The organism is Isoptericola sp. NPDC057653 (assembly GCF_042799955.1).
In the GTDB taxonomy this organism is placed as follows: domain Bacteria; phylum Actinomycetota; class Actinomycetes; order Actinomycetales; family Cellulomonadaceae; genus Isoptericola.
Genome location: NZ_JBHVHP010000001.1, coordinates 1,527,207 through 1,545,552, shown reverse-complemented (window position 1 = coordinate 1,545,552; position 18,346 = coordinate 1,527,207). Strand labels below are relative to the sequence as shown.

Annotated in this window: 12 protein-coding genes; 2 read left to right on the top strand and 10 right to left on the bottom strand. The window is 74.7% G+C overall.

Annotated features, from left to right (window positions below; all coding sequences use genetic code 11):
* Positions 1 to 219: 219 nt before the first annotated feature.
* The 4 genes from ACFU9A_RS06945 to ACFU9A_RS06930 form a co-directional block, all read right to left on the bottom strand.
* A complete protein-coding gene (locus tag ACFU9A_RS06945; protein ID WP_430574522.1) occupies positions 220 to 6,210 on the bottom strand; it encodes an Ig-like domain-containing protein in 5,991 nt (1,996 codons plus the stop codon).
* Positions 6,211 to 6,382: 172 nt separating this feature from the next.
* Entirely contained in the window at positions 6,383 to 7,432 is a 1,050-nt protein-coding gene (locus ACFU9A_RS06940) for an NAD(P)/FAD-dependent oxidoreductase (RefSeq protein ID WP_430574521.1), read from the bottom strand.
* 7 nt (positions 7,433 to 7,439) lie between these two features.
* Positions 7,440 to 7,967 carry an isoprenylcysteine carboxyl methyltransferase family protein gene (locus tag ACFU9A_RS06935; RefSeq protein WP_430575352.1) on the bottom strand — a complete coding sequence of 176 codons (528 nt, stop codon included), beginning with the start codon at positions 7,965 to 7,967 and terminating at the stop codon, positions 7,440 to 7,442.
* 8 nt (positions 7,968 to 7,975) lie between these two features.
* Complete coding sequence (locus ACFU9A_RS06930) at positions 7,976 to 9,052, bottom strand: type III polyketide synthase (protein ID WP_430574520.1); 1,077 nt, start codon at positions 9,050 to 9,052, stop codon at positions 7,976 to 7,978.
* An 87-nt stretch (positions 9,053 to 9,139) separates the two neighbouring features.
* On the opposite strand from ACFU9A_RS06930, the gene ACFU9A_RS06925 reads away from it, so the two are divergent.
* Positions 9,140 to 9,973 carry a UbiA family prenyltransferase gene (locus tag ACFU9A_RS06925; protein WP_430574519.1) on the top strand — a complete coding sequence of 278 codons (834 nt, stop codon included), beginning with the start codon at positions 9,140 to 9,142 and terminating at the stop codon, positions 9,971 to 9,973.
* A gap of 84 nt (positions 9,974 to 10,057) precedes the next feature.
* Entirely contained in the window at positions 10,058 to 10,630 is a 573-nt protein-coding gene (locus tag ACFU9A_RS06920; RefSeq protein WP_430574518.1) for a prepilin peptidase, read from the top strand.
* 64 nt (positions 10,631 to 10,694) lie between these two features.
* On the opposite strand, the gene ACFU9A_RS06915 is transcribed toward ACFU9A_RS06920, so the two are convergent.
* The 6 genes from ACFU9A_RS06915 to ACFU9A_RS06890 form a co-directional block, all read right to left on the bottom strand.
* Complete coding sequence (locus tag ACFU9A_RS06915) at positions 10,695 to 11,750, bottom strand: polyprenyl synthetase family protein (protein ID WP_430574517.1); 1,056 nt, start codon at positions 11,748 to 11,750, stop codon at positions 10,695 to 10,697.
* A gap of 95 nt (positions 11,751 to 11,845) precedes the next feature.
* Positions 11,846 to 13,594 carry an NADH-quinone oxidoreductase subunit NuoN gene (nuoN, locus tag ACFU9A_RS06910; protein ID WP_430574516.1) on the bottom strand — a complete coding sequence of 583 codons (1,749 nt, stop codon included), beginning with the start codon at positions 13,592 to 13,594 and terminating at the stop codon, positions 11,846 to 11,848.
* Positions 13,591 to 15,219 (bottom strand): NADH-quinone oxidoreductase subunit M, encoded by a 1,629-nt coding sequence (locus ACFU9A_RS06905; RefSeq protein WP_430575351.1) that lies wholly within the window; start codon positions 15,217 to 15,219, stop codon positions 13,591 to 13,593. The genes nuoN and ACFU9A_RS06905 overlap by 4 nt, the downstream gene beginning before the upstream one ends.
* A gap of 25 nt (positions 15,220 to 15,244) precedes the next feature.
* Entirely contained in the window at positions 15,245 to 17,170 is a 1,926-nt protein-coding gene (gene nuoL / locus ACFU9A_RS06900; protein ID WP_430574515.1) for an NADH-quinone oxidoreductase subunit L, read from the bottom strand.
* A gap of 13 nt (positions 17,171 to 17,183) precedes the next feature.
* Entirely contained in the window at positions 17,184 to 17,483 is a 300-nt protein-coding gene (nuoK, locus tag ACFU9A_RS06895) for an NADH-quinone oxidoreductase subunit NuoK (protein WP_380241969.1), read from the bottom strand.
* Positions 17,483 to 18,331 (bottom strand): NADH-quinone oxidoreductase subunit J, encoded by an 849-nt coding sequence (locus tag ACFU9A_RS06890; RefSeq protein ID WP_430575350.1) that lies wholly within the window; start codon positions 18,329 to 18,331, stop codon positions 17,483 to 17,485. Before ACFU9A_RS06890 ends, nuoK begins: the two co-directional genes overlap by 1 nt.
* Positions 18,332 to 18,346 lie beyond the last annotated feature (15 nt).

Here is an 18,346-nt window from a genome sequence, read left to right as displayed (position 1 = left end):
GTTTCCGCGCAGACGCGTGAACACGCTGAATGACTCCCCTGTTGGCCGACGACCCGGGTCGAACTCCCCCCGCCCGGGCCGACGTCGGCGCGGTGCGATCGCGCGGACAGGATAGCCAGAATTCACCCGCCCGAGGCAAGGAATCCCGGTCCCCGGGCATGGGGAGAGGTCCCCATGCAGGTCCCCGTGGCCGGGCCCGCGGACCCCCGGGAGGGCCCGTCACCAGGTGGTGCGCCGGTACTCCTTGCCGTCGATCTTCACCGCCACCTGCTTGCCCGGGTAGCCGAAGTAGCACAGGAGCTGCTTCTTCCCCGACTCGGGCAGGCTGATGTCGTAGCCCGCGCCGGACTCGGTGATGTCGCTCCACCCGTCCCGGTCGTCGCCGTAGCAGTTCACGTGGTGGGTGCCGGGCTTGAAGTTCTTCGTGTTCACCACGAAGTACGCGCACGAGCCGTCCGTGCAGCCCGGCTGCCCCTTCGCGCTCGGCCCGCGGGTCACCCAGGCGTCCGCCTGGAGGGCGGAGGCGTCCTTGCAGGTCTGGTTCGACTGCCCCTCCTTGTCCTTCGCCGTGACGCAGACCCGCTTGTTCTGGCCCGGGTCGACCGTGACCGTCTTCGTGCCGGACCCGGCGGAGGAGGTGAACGCCCCCGTGACGCTCACGGTGACCGGTCGGCCGTTCTCGGTGGTGCCCCACGTGAACTTCACGCCGTTGCTCTGGCCGGTGGCGCTCACCGACGGCGCGGGCACCGGGCCGAACGGCGTGACCGCGCCGGTCCAGGCCGTCCAGTCCGAGCAGCCCGCCGCGTTGCACGCCTGGACGTGGAACCGGTAGGCGGTGCCGTTCGACAGCCCGGAGAACCGCGTCGACGTCCCGGTGGTCGTCGTGCTGCCGCCCTTGTCGGTCGCCACCGTGTACGTGACGGGGTTGCCGTTGTCGTTCGCGGCGCCCCACGAGACGGCGGCCTGGCCGCTCATCCCCGTGCCGACCTTCGCGCTCGCGGCGCCCGGCACGCCGGGCTTGCCGAACGGCGTCACCGCGTTCGACCTCCCGCTCGTGCCGCCCTTGCCCGCCTTGTTCTCGGCCGTCACCGCGAAGGCGTAGCTCCCCTTCCGGTCGAGCCCCTCGAGGCTCTGCGAGGTGCCGGAGACCGTGCGGGTCTCCACCTTCGAGCCGTTCTTGAAGACGTCGAGGTAGTACTTCTTCACGGCGTCGCCGTTGTCCTCCGGCGCGCCCCAGGTGACCTTCACCTGGCCGCCCAGCGCGTCGTCGACGCGCGAGGCCGACGGCGCCGCGGGGGCGTCCGGCGGGCCGGCCGGCACCATCGTGGTGGACCACGCGCCCCAGTCCGACGGGTCGGGCGCGGAGTTCACCGCCTGGATCCGCACCTTGTACGCCGTGCCGTTCGTCAGGTGGTCCCACGCGATGCGCTCGCCGGTGACGCCCACCTTCTGCGTCTGGCCGTTCGCGGGCGCCGGCGAGATCTCCAGGGTCACCGACGAGATCTGCGACCGGTCGGAGTACGTCGCGTTGTCCCACGTCACCGTCAGCGAGCCGTCCCCGAACTCCAGCTGGGGCGCGGCCGGCGGGTCCGGCTTCTCGTCCGGACGCGCCTCCGCCGACGGCGGCGACTTCTTCGAGGGCCCGACGTCGTTGGTCGCGACCACCGTGAACGTGTAGGTCACGTCGTTGGTCAGGCCGCCCAGCGTGCAGGTGGTCGTGGCGCAGTCGAACGTGTCGCCGCGGCTCGACGTCACGGTGTACCCGGTGATCTCGGAGCCGTTGTTGCCCGGCGGGGTCCACGACAGCACGACCGTCTCCGAGCGCACCTCCTCCACGACCGGCGTCGCCGGGGCCTCGGGCGCGCCGACGACGTTCACCGTGATGCGCCCCTCGACCTGCCGGTCGGGGTCCTTGGTGGCGTCCTGCACCGTGTACCGCACCACCATCGTGCCCACGAAGTCGGCCTGCGGGGTGACGACCACCTGGTCGCCGTCCACGGTGGTGCCGCCCTGCCCGGTCTCGAGGACGGCGTCGCCGACGAGCTCGAGCGGCCCGCGGTCGGAGAACGGGTTGGAGTCGTTGGCGAGCACCGGCACGGAGACCGCCCGGCCCTGGTGGGCGTCGTCGACCGTGTCGTCGACGGCGCGCGCCAGCGGCCGGGTCGAGGCCACCACCTCGACGGCGAGCTCGCCGTCCACGGGCGGGTGCTCGTCGTCGGTCACGGTGAACGGCACCGTCAGCGTGGTGCCCTTGGGGGTGTCGGGCGACGCCTCGAGCGTGACCCGCGAGCCCGCCGTCGTCGCGCGCAGCCCCTTCGGCAGCGCGCCGAGCTCGAACCGCAGGTCGTCGCCGTCCGGGTCCTTGGCGAACCGGCCGAGGTCGACCACGTTCTCCTCCCCCGCCGCGACCTGGCCGGACGGGGAGCCCGGCTCGGGCGGCAGGTTGTCCGGCGGCAGCACGGTGATCGGCAGCGTCAGCACCGCCGTGTGCCCCTCCGGGTCGTCGGGGCCGTCGCCGTCCGTCACCTCGAAGGTCACCCCCGCCGGTCCGGTGAAGTCCTCCCGCGGCGTGTACGTCAGCGTCGTCGTGCCGGTCACCTCGGCCTCGCCCTCGAGGCCGGTCACCTCGTCCGCCGTCGTCAGGCGCGGGCTGCGGCCCTCGACCACCAGCACGTGGTCGGCGATGTCGACGTCCAGGGACTCGCCCGAGGGCACCTCGAGCGGCGCCTGCCCCGGCCTGAGGATCGGCTGCACCGACGTGAGGCCGGGGACGACGACGAACGCCTTCGCGCTCTGCCCGTCCACGTCCGTCACGGTGTAGGTGATCACCTGCCGCTGCTCGGCGAGCTCGACCTGCACCTCGCCGTCGGGCGTCACCGTCGCGGCGGACGAGTCGGTCTCGAGCTCGAGGTCGTCGGTGGACCCGTCCGGGTCCTCGTCGTTGTCCAGCACCGGGACGGTCACCGTCGTCTTGCCGAGCAGGTCCGCCACCGGCACGGAGTCGTCGCGCGCGACCGGCCGCTGCAGCGGCGCGTCCTTCGCGACGGTCACGCTCACGGCGGCCGAGCCGCGCGCCGCGTACGTGTCCTCGATCGCGTAGAAGAAGGTCGTGGTCCCCTCCTCGCCCGGGGTCTGCACGACGATCCGGTCCTCCGACACCTTGGCCCTGAGGTCGTCGCCGCCCTCCAGCGACCCCGGGACCAGGCCCACCTGGTCGCCGTCGGGGTCGGAGTCGTTCCCCAGCGCCGGGATCGCGACGCGCCGGTCGGGGCGCACGGTGATCTCGTCGTCCTCGGCGACGGGCGGCTGGTTCGTCGCGGGCGGCTGCGCGATGCCGACCCGGACCACGCCCGTGGCCACCTCGCCGCGGGCGTCCTGGACGGTGTACCGGAAGGAGTCGAGGCCACGGGCGTCCTCGCTCGCCTCGTAGTCGACGTACCCGTCGACCACCTCGGCACGACCCTGCGCGGGCCCCGTCGCGAGGCCCGTGAGCTGCACGGAGTCGCCGTCGGGGTCGATGCCGTCCAGCGGGACGGGGATCCGCACCGTCCCGCCCGCGAGCGTGCGGGCGTCGACGTCGTGCGGCACGGGCGCCGCGCTGTCCTTGCCGCCGCGGACGTGGATCGTGACCTGGGCGGAGTCCTCCTGCCCGTTCGGGTCGCGCACCGTGTAGATCGCGTAGGCGGTGCCGGCCTCGGGGCCGGCGCGGAACCGCAGCCGGTCCTCGGAGACGAACAGGTCGCCCTGCTCCGGGTCCACCGACTGCTCCAGCTCCTCGCCGAGCGTCAGCTCCAGGCCGTCGGGGTGGGAGTCGTTGGCCAGCACGTCGATGTTGACGTAGTCGCCCACGCGCACCGTGACCTCGTCCGGTGCCGCGTTCGGCGGCTGCAGCCGGTCCGGCGGCGGCACCGGCAGCACGCGCACCTGCCCGGTCGACGTGTCGTTGCCGTTCGACGCCGTGTACTCCAGGACGACCGGCTCGGAGATGCGCCGGGTCTCGGTGATCCGGAGCATCTGGTGGGACAGGACCGCGACGCTCACGCCCGCGTCGTCCGGCACCCGCACCGACTGCACCACCAGGACGCCGCCCGTCGGGTCGGTGTCGTTCGCCAGGACGTCCACGAGGGCGGACCCGCCCGCGGGCAGCATCGCCGCGTCGCTCACGACGATCGGCGCGCCGCTCGCCTCCTTCGGGTCCTGCACGTCCACGCGCACCACGCCGGTGGTCGACGACGGACCGTCGCTGACCTGGTAGAGCACGTCGTAGGACTTCGGCTCCTGCGCCAGGAAGGTGAACGTGCCCGCGTCGTGGTTCGGCGTGATCTCCGCCGGGGCGGCCGGGCTGACCTTGGAGAGGCGCAGCTCGTCGCCGTTGGGGTCGGTGTCGTTCGTCAGCGGCTCGATCGTCACCGGCTGGCCGGCGGTCGCGACGACGTGGTCGCCCACGGCCACCGGCGGCTCGTTGCCCTCGCTGAGCACGTCGACGTCCAGCGTGCCCTCGACGACCTCGCCCCGCCCGTCGCCGACGGTCAGCCTGACCTTCTTGCGCCCGGTCGACGTGCCGCCGTCGCGGAACTCCACCGTGCCGTCCGGGTAGGCCCGCACCTCGTCGCCCTGCACCGTCGAACGGGCGGTGGCGAGGTACACGTCGTCGCCGTCGGGGTCGCGGAAGTACGGCAGCACCTTGATGGTCGCCGTCTTGCCCTGCTGCACCCGCAGCACCGGGCTGCCCTCCTGCTCCGGCGCGGCGTTCTCGTCCTCCGGCGACACGCGCAGCCGCACGGTGGCCCGGTCGGTGCCGCCGCGGCCGTCGTCGGCCTCGTAGGTGAACGTCGTCGAGCCGGTCCCGTCCGCGGGCACCACCGCCTGCAGCGCCTTGCCGCCCATGACCCGCTCCACGCGCAGCCCGCCCGGCTGCTCGCCCACCAGCGACGCCGTGATGACGTCGCCGTCCGGGTCGAGGTCGTTCGACAGCACGTCGAGCACGGTGGTGCGCCCGGGCCGCAGCCCGAGGTCGTCGTCCTTCGCCACGGGCGGGTCCTGCTTCTCCCGGTCCACCACGGTGTTGTCGACCAGCTCCGGCTTCGCGTCCTCCGCGTCCTCGTCGGAGCCCTCCGCCTGCTCGGGGAGCTGGACGTCCCAGTCGTCCACCTTCTGGTAGTCCTCGAGCGCCATCCACAGCGTGCCCGCGGTGAGGTCGTTGAGCACCACGTTGTTCCGGTTCACCCGGTACTCGAGCTCCGTGGACCGGTCGATGCCCTCGAGGACCTCGTCGACGTCGCGGTCCGTGCCCTCGCAGTCGCGCACGATCTGCCCGGAGCCCGACCAGGCGCCGTAGAGGCAGCCGCCGAGCTGCACGGGGGACGCCGGCGTGCCCGAGGCCTTGCGCGACGTGGCCGTGCCGCCGCCCAGCGGCTGCAGCGCCAGCTCCGCGGAGGTCGCGTACGCGACGGAGGACGACGACGGGCCGGGCAGCTGCAGCCGGGCGCCCTGCGCGTCGGCCACGTCCACCACGTCGCCGCCGGGCAGGCGCAGCTCGCCGGTGGTCCGGTCGAGGAGCACGAGGTCGTCACCGACGGTCGTGAGCACGACGTCGTCGCCCTCGGACAGCATCCCGAGCTCGGTGGTCGACGGCTCCTCGCCCGGCGCCACCGTCCACAGCACGTCCCGGCCCGGCACCACGGCGTACGTGACGCCCGACTCCGAGACCACGGACGTGGCCGCGCCGTCCAGCTCCGCCGTCGGGTCCGTCTCTTCCGTGTCCAGGGAGGACAGCCCCTCGAGCGACGTCACCCACAGGGAGCCCGACTCGTCGTCCACCACGGACACCCGGCCACCGCCGAGCGAGACCTCGGCGCCCGCCGGCAGCTGCGTCGTCGCGTGGAACTTGAGCCGCGCGACGTCCACGACGTTCGCGGCGCTGCTGCCGTCGTCCGCGACGAGCACCTGACCCGCCTGCTGGTCCACGTCGAACGCCGAGCTGCCCGCCAGCATCGTGCCGTCCAGCGCCTTGGCCTCGGTGTTGAACCGACCCACCAGGCCCGAGGCCTGGTTCGTCACCCACACGCCCGAGTCGTCGAGGTCGACGTCCGCCGTCGCCTGGCCGTCGTACAGCACGGCAGCCGTCACGACGCCGCCGGCGACGGCGACGACGACAGCGGTGGAGACGGACGCACGACGGTCGGCGCGCAGCCGCGTCAGCAAGCTCAAGATTCCCCCGGAGGACGATGACCTGGGCAGACACCCGACACGAGGCGGTGACGCCCCCGTGCGATCGCCGGCCCAGGATAGGCAGACCCCACCCACAGGCGACAGGGGTTTGTCCCCGTCTGTCCACAGGGAGCGCCCCGTCGCGCACCTGATACCCCGGGCACCCGTCCGCTCAGCGCGCCAGCCGCTCCACCACTGTCCCGTAGACGCGCGGCAGCCGCGCGGCGGCGGGCACGACCGCGCTCCGGAGCGGCGAGCCCGCGGCGGCGACGAGGCCGGTGGTCAGCAGGCGGTAGTCCCGGGTGACGCGCGCCCAGCGGCGCTCGTAGGCGGCCGGGTCGTCGAGGTGCTCGACCGCCGCGCGCGCCTGCGCCAGCCCCACGCGCAGCCCCTCCCCCGTGAGCGCGTCGACGTACCCGGAGGCGTCGCCCACCAGCCGGACCTGCCCCGCGGTGCGGGCCGCGGAGCGCACGCGCAACGGTCCGGCGCCGCGCAGCGGCCCGGCCGCCGCTCCCTCGAGCCGCGCGGCGAGCCGCGGCAGCGTGGCGAGCTCGGCGTCGAAGTCGACGCCGGCCGGGCCCAGCAGCGCGACGCCGACGAGGTCCGCGGCCACAGGGGTCACGTACGCCTCGACGCGCGGGCCCCAGTGCACCTCGACCAGGTCGGACCACGGCGCCACCCGGTAGTGCCGCCGCAGGCCGAAGCGCCGCCGGTCCGCCGCCCGCCGGCCCCGGCCCGGCACCGCGCGCGGCGCGACGACCTCCAGACCCGTCTCCCGCCGCACCCGGGAGTGCAGCCCGTCGCAGGCGAGCAGCCACCGCGCCCGCAGGCCGCCCGCCGTCACCAGCCCCCCGCGCTGCTCGACGGTCGTGACCCGGCGCGCCAGCACGACCGTCCCCGCGTCCCGGGCCGCCTCGTGCAGCGCCGCGTGCAGCACCGTCCGGCGCACCCCGCGTCCGGGGCCGGCGGCGAACCGGTGGTCCGCGACGACGTCGCCCTGCCGGTAGGAGATGCCACCCAGGTCGTGACCGGGCGGGTCGACGCCGAGCCGGCGGACCGCGGCGAGCGTGCCCGGCATGAGCCCCTCGCCGCACGCCTTGTCGACCGGGGCCGGCCGGGGCTCGAGGACCACGACGTCGAGCCCCGCGCGGCGGGCCTCGAGGGCGGCCGCCAGCCCGACCGGCCCGCCGCCGGCCACGACCACGTCGGCGTCCGGGGTCACGGCGCGCTCACCCGGCGCGCGCGTCGTCCGCCAGGCGCAGCGCGCGCTCCTCGGCGGGGACGCGGAACCCGAGCAGCAGCCACGCGTTCAGGACGGTGAAGACGACGGCGGTCAGCCAGGCGGTGTGCACCAGCGGCAGCGCGACGCCCTCGAGGACGACCGCCACGTAGTTCGGGTGCCGGAACCACCGGTACGGCCCCCCGGACACGAGCGGCAGCCCCGGGACCACGATCACGCGGGTGTTCCAGCGCTCCCCGAGCGTCGCGATGCACCACCAGCGCAGCGCCTGGCTCGCGAGCACCAGCGCCAGCATCGGCCAGCCCAGCCACGGCAGGAACGGCCGGTCCAGCAGCACCACCTCGGCGACGCACGCGAGCAGCAGCCCGGTGTGGAGCGCCACCATCGCCGGGAAGTGGCCGCGCCCCGACTCGACCCCGCCGCGCGCGAACGACCAGCGGGCGTGCCGGGCCGAGACGACGAGCTCGGCGACCCGCTCGGCCCCGGTCGCGAGGACCAGCGCGACGTACAGCGCCACCGACGTGCTCACGCGACCTCCCGCCCGCGCAGGAGGACGAGCTCGGCGGACACGCCGGGTCCGAACGCCATGAGCACCGCCCACCCCCCGGGCGGCGGCGCGCCGTCGTCGAGCGTCGAGGCCAGCACGTGCAGCACGGACGACGACGAGAGGTTGCCCTGCGCCTCGAGGGTCGAGCGGGTGCGGGCCAGCGCCGCCTCGTCGAGGCCCAGCGCGTCGCGGACGGCGTCGACGATCTTCGGCCCGCCCGCGTGCACCACCCAGGTCCCGACGTCCGCCACCTCCAGGTCGTGCGCGGCGAGGAGGTCCTTGACGTCGCCGGCGAGGTGCGCGCGCAGCAGGTGGGGCAGCTCCGCCGAGAGCACGATGCCGAACCCGCTGTCCCGCACGTCCCAGCCGAGCTGGTCCTCGGTACCCGGGTAGAGCCGGCTCCGCGTCGCCACGACCTCGGGGACCGGCCGGCCGGCCGGGACCGCGACGTCCTCGCCCCCGAGGACGACGGCGCTCGCCCCGTCCCCGAACAGGCCCGACGACACGAGGTTGGCGGTCGACGCGTCGTCCCGCTGGAACGTCAGCGAGCACAGCTCCACCGAGACCAGGAGCGCCCTGCCCCGCGGACGGCCGCGCAGGTACTCGTGCAGCAGGCCGAGGCCCGCCGCGCCGCCCGAGCACCCCAGCCCGAACGACGGCACCCGGCGCACGTCCTGCCGCAGCCCGAGCCGGCCCACGAGGGACGCGTCGATCGACGGCGCGCCGATCCCGGTCACCGAGGTGAAGAACAGCAGGTCGACGTCCTGCGGGTCGACCCCCGCGGCCGCGAGCGCCGTGCGCGCGGCCTGCTCCGCCAGGTCGGTGCCCTCCCGGACGAAGTGCGCGTTGGACTGCGCGAAGGACGTCGGCCCGGCGTACGCGGGCAGCGGGAGCGCCAGGTGGCGGGTGCGCACCCCCGACGACGCGTGCAGCCGGCGCGCGAGGGCGCGGCGCGACGCGTCGGCCGCGAGCAACGGCAGCACGACGTCGTCGATCCGCTCCTGCGGGTGCGCCGGGCCGGGCAGGACGGGTGCGACGGCCAGGACTCGCGACATGGGGGCATCGTGGCACCGCTCGGGGTCGCCCGCGCGGGCGCGGGCCCGCCACCTGCCGACGGCGCCGGACCGCGCTAGGTTCCGGTCATGACGGTCGGCGTGACGGCGCGGTGGCGCGGGCTCCTCGTCGCCGCGCACGCGCCCCCCGCGGCCGTGGTGACGCTGCTCGGCCTCGGGCTGGCGCTCGGCGCCGGGGCGACCCTCCCGCGCGCCCTGCTGGTCACCGCGGCGGTCGGGGCGGGCCAGCTCTCCGTCGGGTGGAGCAACGACTGGCTGGACTCCGCGCGGGACGCCCGCGTCGGACGCCGCGACAAGCCCACGGTGACCGGCGCCGTCTCCCCCGCGACGCTGCGCGCCGCGGCCCTCGGCGCGCTGGCCGCCTGCGCGCTGCTCTCCCTGGCGACCGGGCTGCGGCCCGGGCTGCTGCACCTGGCCGCCGTCGCGAGCGCGTGGGCGTACAACGCCGGCCTCAAGTCGACGGTGGCCTCGTGGCTGCCCTACGCCGTCTCGTTCGGCCTGCTGCCCGCCTTCGTCGTGCTCGCGGCCGGGCGGCCCGCCGTGCCCGCCTGGCTGGTCGGCGCGGGGGCCCTGCTCGGGGTGGGGGCCCACGTGGCCAACGTGCTGCCCGACCTGGAGGACGACCACGCGACCGGCGTGCGCGGCCTCCCCCACCGCCTCGGACGACGCGCCTCCAGCGTCCTGGCCCCGGTGGTGCTGGCCGCGGGCAGCGTGGTCGCGCTCGTCGGGCCGGAGGGGGCTCCCGGCCCGACGGCGGTCGCCCTCACCGGCGCGGCCGTGGCCCTCGCGGTCGGCGCCGGGGTCGTGGGCGTCGTCCGGCCGCGCAGCCGCGCGCCGTTCCTCCTGAGCATGGCGGTCGCGGTGGTGTGCCTCGGGCAGCTCGTGCTCGCCGTGTCCCTCTAGCCCTCCGGACCCTGACCTGCGGACCTGGCGCGTGCCTGTGGACGGGCGCTCCGTCGCCCGGGGCGACGCCCCTAGCATGCTCGGATGCCCTCGCCCCTCGACCGCGCCCGGCGCGAGCTCGCCCCCGTCCGCCGGGCCGTCGGCGTGGGCGCGCTCCCCGCCGCGGTCTGGGCCGTGTGGGCGAGCGGACCGGGCTGGGCCACGCCGGCCTTCGTCGTCCTGGCCTGCGTGGGCGTCGCCCTGGCGGTGGTCGACCTGCGCACCCACCGGCTGCCGGACGCCCTCACCCGCCCCGGGACGGCGCTCGTCGTCGTGCTGCTCGGGGTCGCCGCCCTCGCCACGGGCGACGGGCCGGCCCTGGTCCGCGCCCTCGCGGGCGGGCTCGCGCTCGGCGCGGTGTACTTGCTGCTGCACCTGGTCCACCGGGCCGGGATGGGGCTCGGGGACGTCAAGCTCGCGGTGCTGCTCGGCGTGGCGACCGGCTGGGCCGGCTGGGCCACCTGGGCCGCGGCCGCCCTGCTGCCGTTCCTGCTCGGCGGGCTCGCCGCCCTCGTGCTGCTCGCCACCCGCCGGGCGTCGCGGACGACGGCGATCGCGTTCGGCCCCTTCATGCTGGCGGGCGCGGCGGTGGCGCTCACGGCCGCCCGCCTCGCGTGACCGCTGCCCCCGACGGTCGGCGCCCGAACCCGCCGCCGGGACGCCACGGGGGTCCCGCGGGTGCTCAGACGGTGCGGTCCGCCAGGGCCGTGGCGAGGTCCGCCAGCGCCTCGCGGACCGGGCCCGCGGGCAGCGGGCCGAGCTCGGCGGCGGCCTCGCGCGCCCAGCGGGCCGCGGCCTCGCGGGTCTCGGCGAGCACCTCGTGGGCGCGCAGGTCCGCGACGACCGCGGCGAGGGCGTCGTCGCCCGACAGGTCGCCGTCGAGCCGTGCGACGAGCGCCGCGTCCTCGTCCGTGCCCTCGCCCCTCGCGACCCGCTGGCGCAGCAGCAGCACCGGCATCGTGGGCACGTGCTCGCGCAGGTCGGTGCCGGGCGTCTTGCCGGACTCGTCACCGGACGAGGCGATGTCGAGCACGTCGTCGGCGAGCTGGAACGCCACGCCCACCTTCTCGCCGTAGGCACCGACCGCGTCCACCGTCTGCGGCGCGCAGCCACCGAACATCGCGCCCAGCTTGGCCGACGTCGCGAGGAGCGACGCCGTCTTGTCGCTGAGCACCTGCAGGTAGTGCTGCACCGGGTCCTCGCCGTCGCGCGGGCCGATGGTCTCGTGGAGCTGGCCGAGGCACATGCGTTCGAACGTCCGCGACTGCAGCACCACCGCCTCGGGGCCGAGGCCCGCGACGAGCGCCGACGCGCGCGCGAAGAGGAGGTCGCCCACGAGGATCGCCACCGAGTTGCCCCACACGGTGTGCGCGGCGGGCGCGCCGCGGCGCACGGGCGCGGAGTCCATGACGTCGTCGTGGTACAGCGACGCGACCTGGGTGAGCTCCACGACCACGGCCGCGTCCACGAGCTCCGGGCGCGAGCCGTCGCCCAGCTCCCCCGCGAGCAGCGTCAGCAGCGGACGGAACCGCTTGCCGCCCGCCGCGACGAGGTGGCGCGACGCGTCGTCGGCGAGCGTGTCGGCCGAGGCCACGGCTTCGTCGAGCGCCGCGTCGACCAGCGTCATCCGCTCGGCGAGCCGTGCGGCGAGCGCAGGGTCGGACAGCGGGATCGCCGGCGGCGGCGAGGGCGGCGTGTGCCCCGACCCGGAGGCCGGCGCGGAAGGTGCGCGAGTCACGGTCCGAACCTATCCGTCCCCGGCCCGGAACACCGCACCGAAACCGCCCGCCGGACGCGTCGGGTCGCTCACGATCACCCCGCCGCGGCCGCCGCTCAGGGCCGGAACTGCGCCGCCTGGCCGACGAGGTCCAGCGCCCCCGCCGGCAGGATGCCGAGCAGCAGCACGCCCACCGCGCAGACCGCGATCGCGAACGCCGCGGGCCCCCGCGAGCCGACGACCGTCACCACCGTCCGCGACACCAGCGTGCGGGTCGCCGCGCCGGTGAGCGTCGCCGTGCCGCCGCCGGAGGACCCCGCCTCCGGCCCGCCCTCCCCGGCCGCCGTCGAGCCCGCCGCCGCGACGGCGTCGCGCCCGGGCGGAGGGGTCAGCACCATGAGCACGATGACGCGCACGTAGAAGAACACGGCGACGGCCGAGGCCAGGACGCCGAGCAGGGCGAGCGGCCACGCCCCCGCCTCCACCGCGGCGGAGAACACGCCGAACTTGGCGACGAACCCGGCCGTGAGCGGGATCCCCGCCATCGACAGCAGGAACAGGGAGAACGCGGCGGTCAGCCACGGCGCCCGGTGGCCGAGCCCGGCCCACTGCGCCAGGCGCGTGGCCTCGCCGAGCACGACCCCGTCGTCCGGCACGGGCCCGTCGCCCGGCGACTCGTCGCCGGTCACCGTGCGCTCGCGCACCAGGGTGACGACGGCGAACGCGCCGATCGTGGCCAGGCCGTACGCGAGCAGGTAGAAGAGGACGGCGCGGGAGCCGACCTCGTCCATCCCGACCAGGCCGACCACGAGGAACCCCGCGTGCGCGATCGACGAGTACGCGAGCATGCGCTTGACGTCCGTCTGCACGGCACCGGCGACGGTGCCGACCAGCATCGTGAGGATCGCGACCGCCCACAGGGCGACCTCGAGGTCGTGCCGGAACTCGGGCGTCAGGCCGTTGGCGAGGGTGAACAGCACCCGCACCAGCGCGCCGATCGCCGCGGCCTTGGTGCACGCCGCCATGAAGCCGGTGACGGGCGTGGGGGCGCCCTGGTACACGTCGGGCGTCCAGGCGTGGAAGGGCGCCGCGCCGATCTTGAAGAGCAGGCCGCTGAGCACGAGCAGCAGCCCCACCACGACGAGCGCCGGCATCGTGCCGAGCGGCGACGTCGCCGGGTCGGCGAGCACCGCGACGATCTCCTGCAGGCGCACCGTGCCGGCGAAGCCGTAGACGAGCGCGACCCCGAAGACGAACAGCGCGGACGCGAAGGCGCCGAGCACGAAGTACTTGAACGCCGCCTCCTGGCTGAGCAGGCGCCGGCGGCGCGCCGTCGCGCACAGCACGTACAGCGGCAGCGAGAGCACCTCGAGCGCCACGAACATCACGATGAGGTCGTCCGTGGCGGGGAACAGCAGCATGCCGCCGGTCGCGAACAGGATCAGCGGGAAGATCTCGGTCTGCTGCAGGCCCGCCCTCCGGGTCTCGTCCTCGTAGGCGGTGCCCGGCACGGCCGCGGCCGAGGGGGCGAACGCGTCCTGGCCGGCGGTGGTGCGCTCCGCGACGACCAGCACGCCCAGCACGGCGCAGATCGCGACGACGGCCTGCACGCCGAGGCCGAACGGCGTCAGCAGGTACGACCCGCCGACCACCGACACCGCGCCGTCCTGCACCCGGCCCCACAGCAGGCCCACCGCCACCAGCGACCCGACCAGGGCCAGGAGGGTGAGCGTGAGCTGCGTGGCGCGCCGCGCGCGGGCGGGGACGAACGCCTCCAGCAGGACCCCGAGGACGCCGGCGGCCAGCACGATCAGCACCGGGGAGACGGCCGCCCAGTCGATGGGCGGTGCGACGAAGTCGTTCACAGCTGGCTCCCCTCGGTGGCGGCGGACGAGGCGGCGTCCACGGCCGACGACTGGATCACGGGCGGCGGGTCGGTCTCCCCGACCTGCTGGACGGAGACCTCGCCCGGCGCGCGGACGTAGTCGAGCACCGGGCCGGGCACGAGCCCGAGCACCAGCAGCGCGCCGACGAGCACCCCGGCCACCGTCTTCTCGCGGCCGTCGAGGTCGCGCGCGCTCTCGAGCTCGGGCGTCGTCGCGCCGGTGAACATGCGCTGGTAGGTGAGCAGCACGTACACGGCGGCGAGGACGACGGCGGGCACGGCCACGAGGACCGCGGCGGGCCAGCGCGAGTACGACCCGAGGAACACCATGATCTCGGAGACGAACGTCGCGAGGCCGGGCAGCGACGCGGCGGACAGGCCGGCCACGAGGAAGGTGCCGCCCAGGATCGGCGCCACCTTCCGCAGGCCGCCGTAGTCGCCGATGAGCTGGCTCTGGCGCGGGTGCCGGGCGATCGCGAACCCGGCGATCAGGAACAGCGCGCCGGTCGAGATGCCGTGGTTGAGCATCATGAGGCCCGAGCCCGCGGTGCCGAGCGACGTGAACGTGAAGATGCCCAGGATGATGAAGCCGAAGTGGGACACCGAGGTGTAGCCGATGAGGCGCAGCACGTCGCTCTGCCCGATGGCGAGGATCGCGCCGTACAGGATCGAGATCACCGCGAGCACGACGACGAACGGTGCCGCCCACCGGCTGGCCTCGGGGAACAGCGGCAGGCACAGGGTCAGCATTCCGAAGGTGCCCACCTTGTCGAGCACGCAGATCAGCAGCGTCGACGTGCCGGGCGTCGCGTTCTGCGTGACGTCGGGCAGCCAGCTGTGCACCGGGAACATGGGCGCCTTGATCGCGAACGCGAGGAAGAAGGCGCAGAACATGAGCTTCTCGGCCGTCGGGTCGAGCGCCAGCCCGGTGAGGTTGTCGGTGAGGAACGTCGCGGGTCCGCGGTCCCCCGCCGGCACCTGCAGGTAGAGCGCGATGACGCCGACCAGCATGACGAGGCCGCCCGCCAGGGAGAACAGCAGGAACTTGACGGCGGCGTACCTCCGCTGCGGCCCCTGCCCGAACCCGCCGATGAGGAAGTACGCCGGGATCAGCATGGCCTCGAAGACCACGTAGAAGAGGAACACGTCGCGCGCCGCGAACACCGTCACCATGAACGCCTCGAGGACCAGCACGGTGGCGAGGTAGCGGCGCAGCTTCGCGTGGTCGCCGCCCTGCTCCTTCCACGCGGCGAGGATCACCAGCGGCACGAGGCCCACCGACAGCGCGACGAGCAGCAGGCCCACGCCGTCGACCCCGACCGCGTAGCTGGCCCCGAGCGCCGGGATCCAGGAGTGCGTCTCGGTGAGCTGGTGGGTGCCGGCGTCGCCGGTGTCGAAGGCGGCGAACGCCCCGACCAGCAGCGCCACCTCGACGAGCGCGCCGACCAGCGCGACCGTGCGGGCCGTGCCCGCCCCGAACCTCCCCGCCCCGGTGACCGCGCCCGCCGCGGGGCGTCCGCGCCCCACGCCGGTGAGGGCCGTGGCTGCCGCCGCGACCAGGGGCCACACGATGAGGACCGTGAGCCAGGGGAACCCTGTGGACATCGTCATCCTTTCCGTCCTCGTCCGTTCAGCTCGCCAGCGCCCACACGACGATCCCCACGACCCCGAGGCCGCCGAGCATCGTCGCCGCGTACGAGCGCACGTAGCCGTTCTGGAGCCGGCGCAGCCGTGCGCCGAACCGCCCGATCCCGCCGGCCAGCCCGAGCCAGCCGCCGTCCACCGCCGCGCGGTCCAGGTACACCAGGGAGCGCGTCAGGTACTGCCCCGGCCGCATGACCAGCGACTCGTTGACGTCGTCCTGGTGCAGGTCGACGCGCGCGGCCCGCACGAGGACGGGCGCCGGGGGCGGCTCGACCGGGACGGCCGCCACCGCGTACTGCCGGAAGGCGAGCAGCGCGCCCACGACCACGAGCAGCAGGGTGAGCGTCATGAGCAGCCACACCGGGAGCACCGGCTCGTGGTGCTCCGCCTGCCCGGTGACGGGCTCCAGCCAGGTGACGAACCGGTCGCCCAGCGCCAGGATGCCGCCGAGGGCCACGGACCCCGCGGCCAGCACGATCATCGGCCACGTCATCAGGCGCGGGGACTCGTGCGGGTGCCGCACCGGGGCGCCGTCGTCGCCCGGCCCGCCGTCGCTCCAGCGCCGGCGGCCCAGGAACGTCATGAAGAACAGGCGCGACATGTAGTACGCGGTGATCCCCGCGCCGAGCAGCGCCGCCATGCCGAAGACCCACGGCCGCCAGCCCTCGCCGACGAACGCCGCCTCGATGATCTTGTCCTTCGACCAGAAGCCGGAGAACGGCGGCACGCCCAGGATGGCGAGCCAGCCCAGCCCCATCGTGATCGCCGTGACCGGCAGCAGCCGGGCCAGGCCTCCGAAGCGGCGCATGTTCACGTCGTCGTCCATCGCGTGCATCACGGACCCGGCGCCGAGGAACAGCCCCGCCTTGAAGAAGCCGTGGGTCAGCAGGTGGAAGATCGCGAACGCGTAGCCGACCGGGCCCAGGCCCGCGGCGAGCATCATGTAGCCGATCTGCGACATCGTCGACGCCGCGAGGGCCTTCTTGATGTCGTCCTTGGCGCAGCCGACGATCGCGCCGAACAGCAGCGTGAGCGCGCCGACGACGGCGATGACGAGCTGGGCGTCGGGCGCCACCTCCAGGATCGGCCCGGATCGCACCAGCAGGTACACCCCGGCGGTCACCATCGTGGCCGCGTGGATCAGCGCCGACACGGGCGTCGGGCCGGCCATCGCGTCCCCGAGCCAGGCCTGCAGCGGCAGCTGCGCGGACTTGCCGCACGCGGCCAGCAGCAGCATGAGGCCGATGGCCGTCATCGTGCCCTGGCCGGCCGCCGCCGCGCCCTCGCCCGCGGCGGGGAGCACGGTCGCGAAGTCCACGGCGCCGAACGTCGCGAGCATGAGCATCATCGCGACGATGAGCCCCATGTCGCCCACGCGGTTCATGACGAACGCCTTCTTGCCGGCGACCGCGTTCTCGCGCTTGCCGTCCCAGAACCCGATGAGCAGGAACGACGCCAGGCCCACGCCCTCCCAGCCCACGAACAGCAGCAGGTAGGAGTCGGCGAGCACCAGCAGCAGCATCGCCGCGACGAAGAGGTTGAGGTACCCGAAGAACCTGCGCCGGTCGACGTCGTGGTCCATGTAGGCCACCGAGTAGACGTGGATGAGCGTGCCGACGAACGTCACGAGCATCACGAACGTCATCGACAGCGGGTCCACCTGGAACCCGAGGTCCACGTGCAGCGGCCCGGTCTCGATCCAGGTGCCCACGGTCTGGGTGCCCACGCGCTGGTCGGCGGGCGTGCCCAGCATGTCGAGCAGCATCACCAGCCCCACGACGAACGTCGCGGCGCTGGCCAGCACGCCCAGCCAGTGGCCCCACCGGTCGCTGCGGCGCCCCGCGAGGAGCAGCACGAGGGCGCCGGCCATCGGGGTCGCGACCAGCCAGGGGGCGAGGGAGAGAGTCTGCATCGTCGGAGGCCTCTCAGCTCTGCAGCAGGTTGACGTCGTCGACCGAGGCCGACCGGCGGGAGCGGAAGATCGTGATGATGATCGCGAGCCCCACCACGACCTCGGCGGCGGCGACCACCATCACGAAGAAGGCGAGCACCTGGCCCGTCACGTCACCGTGGATGCGCGCGAACGTCACGAACGCGAGGTTGGTGGCGTTGAGCATCAGCTCCACGCCCATGAACACCACGATGGCGTTGCGCCGCAGCAGCACCGTCGTCGCGCCGATCGCGAACAGGATCGCGGCCAGCCCCAGGTAGTTGGTGATCTCCATCAGCGCACCTCCCCGTCCTCGTCGTCCGCACCGTCCGTGTCGTCGGACGGCGTCGGACCGGCCGTACCCGTCGCGACCGGGTCGCCGGCCTGCTCGACCGCCGTGCCCGGAGTGGGCCCGACGCCGATGAGGCGGAGGTCGTCGCGCGGCACGAGGGTCTCCTCCTCGGCGAGCACCGCCGTGGCCGACCGTTCCTGGCCGCGGATGCGCAGCACCCGGGGCACCGAGTGCGGCAGCGGGGCGCCGTCCGGGCCGAGGGCGGGCGTGTCCATCGCGTTGTTCTGCGCGTACACGCCCGGCGCCGGGAGCGGCGTGAGCGTGCGGCCCTGCTCGATGCCGGCGACCCGCGCGGCGGCGAGCACCCGCTGGGTGGGCCGCACGCTGAGCCGGCGGCGGTGGGTGAGCACGAGGCCCGCGAGCGCCGCTGTGACCAGCAGGACGCCGACCACCTCCATGGCGAGCACGTAGTCGCCGAGCAGCACCCGGGCGAGCGCCACGGGGTTGGTGACCGCGTTGGCCTCGGCGAGCCCGACCGCGGGCGGGAACGTCGCCTGCGCGATGACGCCGAGCAGCACGACCGCCAGCCCGAGGCCGAACAGGACGCCCACCCAGCGCTGGCCGCGGATCGTCTCGGTCAGCGAGTCGGCGGCGTCGACGCCCACCAGCATCAGCACGAACAGGAAGAGCATCATGACGGCGCCCGTGTACACGACCACCTGCACGACGCCGAGGAACGGCGCCTCCTGCGCGACGTAGAAGATGGCCAGGCCGACCATCACGAACATCACGCAGACCGCGGCGTGCACCGCCCTGCGGGCGAAGAGCAGCCCGAGCGCGGCGAGCACCATGAGCGGCGCGAGCAC

Coding starts and splice junctions, on each gene's coding strand:
- ACFU9A_RS06930 (WP_430574520.1), bottom strand. CDS start 9,052: ATGTCGCGAGTCCTGGCCGTCGCACCCGTCCTGCCCGGCCCGGCGCAC.
- ACFU9A_RS06925 (WP_430574519.1), top strand. CDS start 9,140: ATGACGGTCGGCGTGACGGCGCGGTGGCGCGGGCTCCTCGTCGCCGCG.
- ACFU9A_RS06920 (WP_430574518.1), top strand. CDS start 10,058: ATGCCCTCGCCCCTCGACCGCGCCCGGCGCGAGCTCGCCCCCGTCCGC.
- ACFU9A_RS06905 (WP_430575351.1), bottom strand. CDS start 15,219: ATGTCCACAGGGTTCCCCTGGCTCACGGTCCTCATCGTGTGGCCCCTG.
- nuoL (WP_430574515.1), bottom strand. CDS start 17,170: ATGCAGACTCTCTCCCTCGCCCCCTGGCTGGTCGCGACCCCGATGGCC.
- nuoK (WP_380241969.1), bottom strand. CDS start 17,483: ATGGAGATCACCAACTACCTGGGGCTGGCCGCGATCCTGTTCGCGATC.
- ACFU9A_RS06890 (WP_430575350.1), bottom strand. CDS start 18,331: ATGGTGCTCGCCGCGCTCGGGCTGCTCTTCGCCCGCAGGGCGGTGCAC.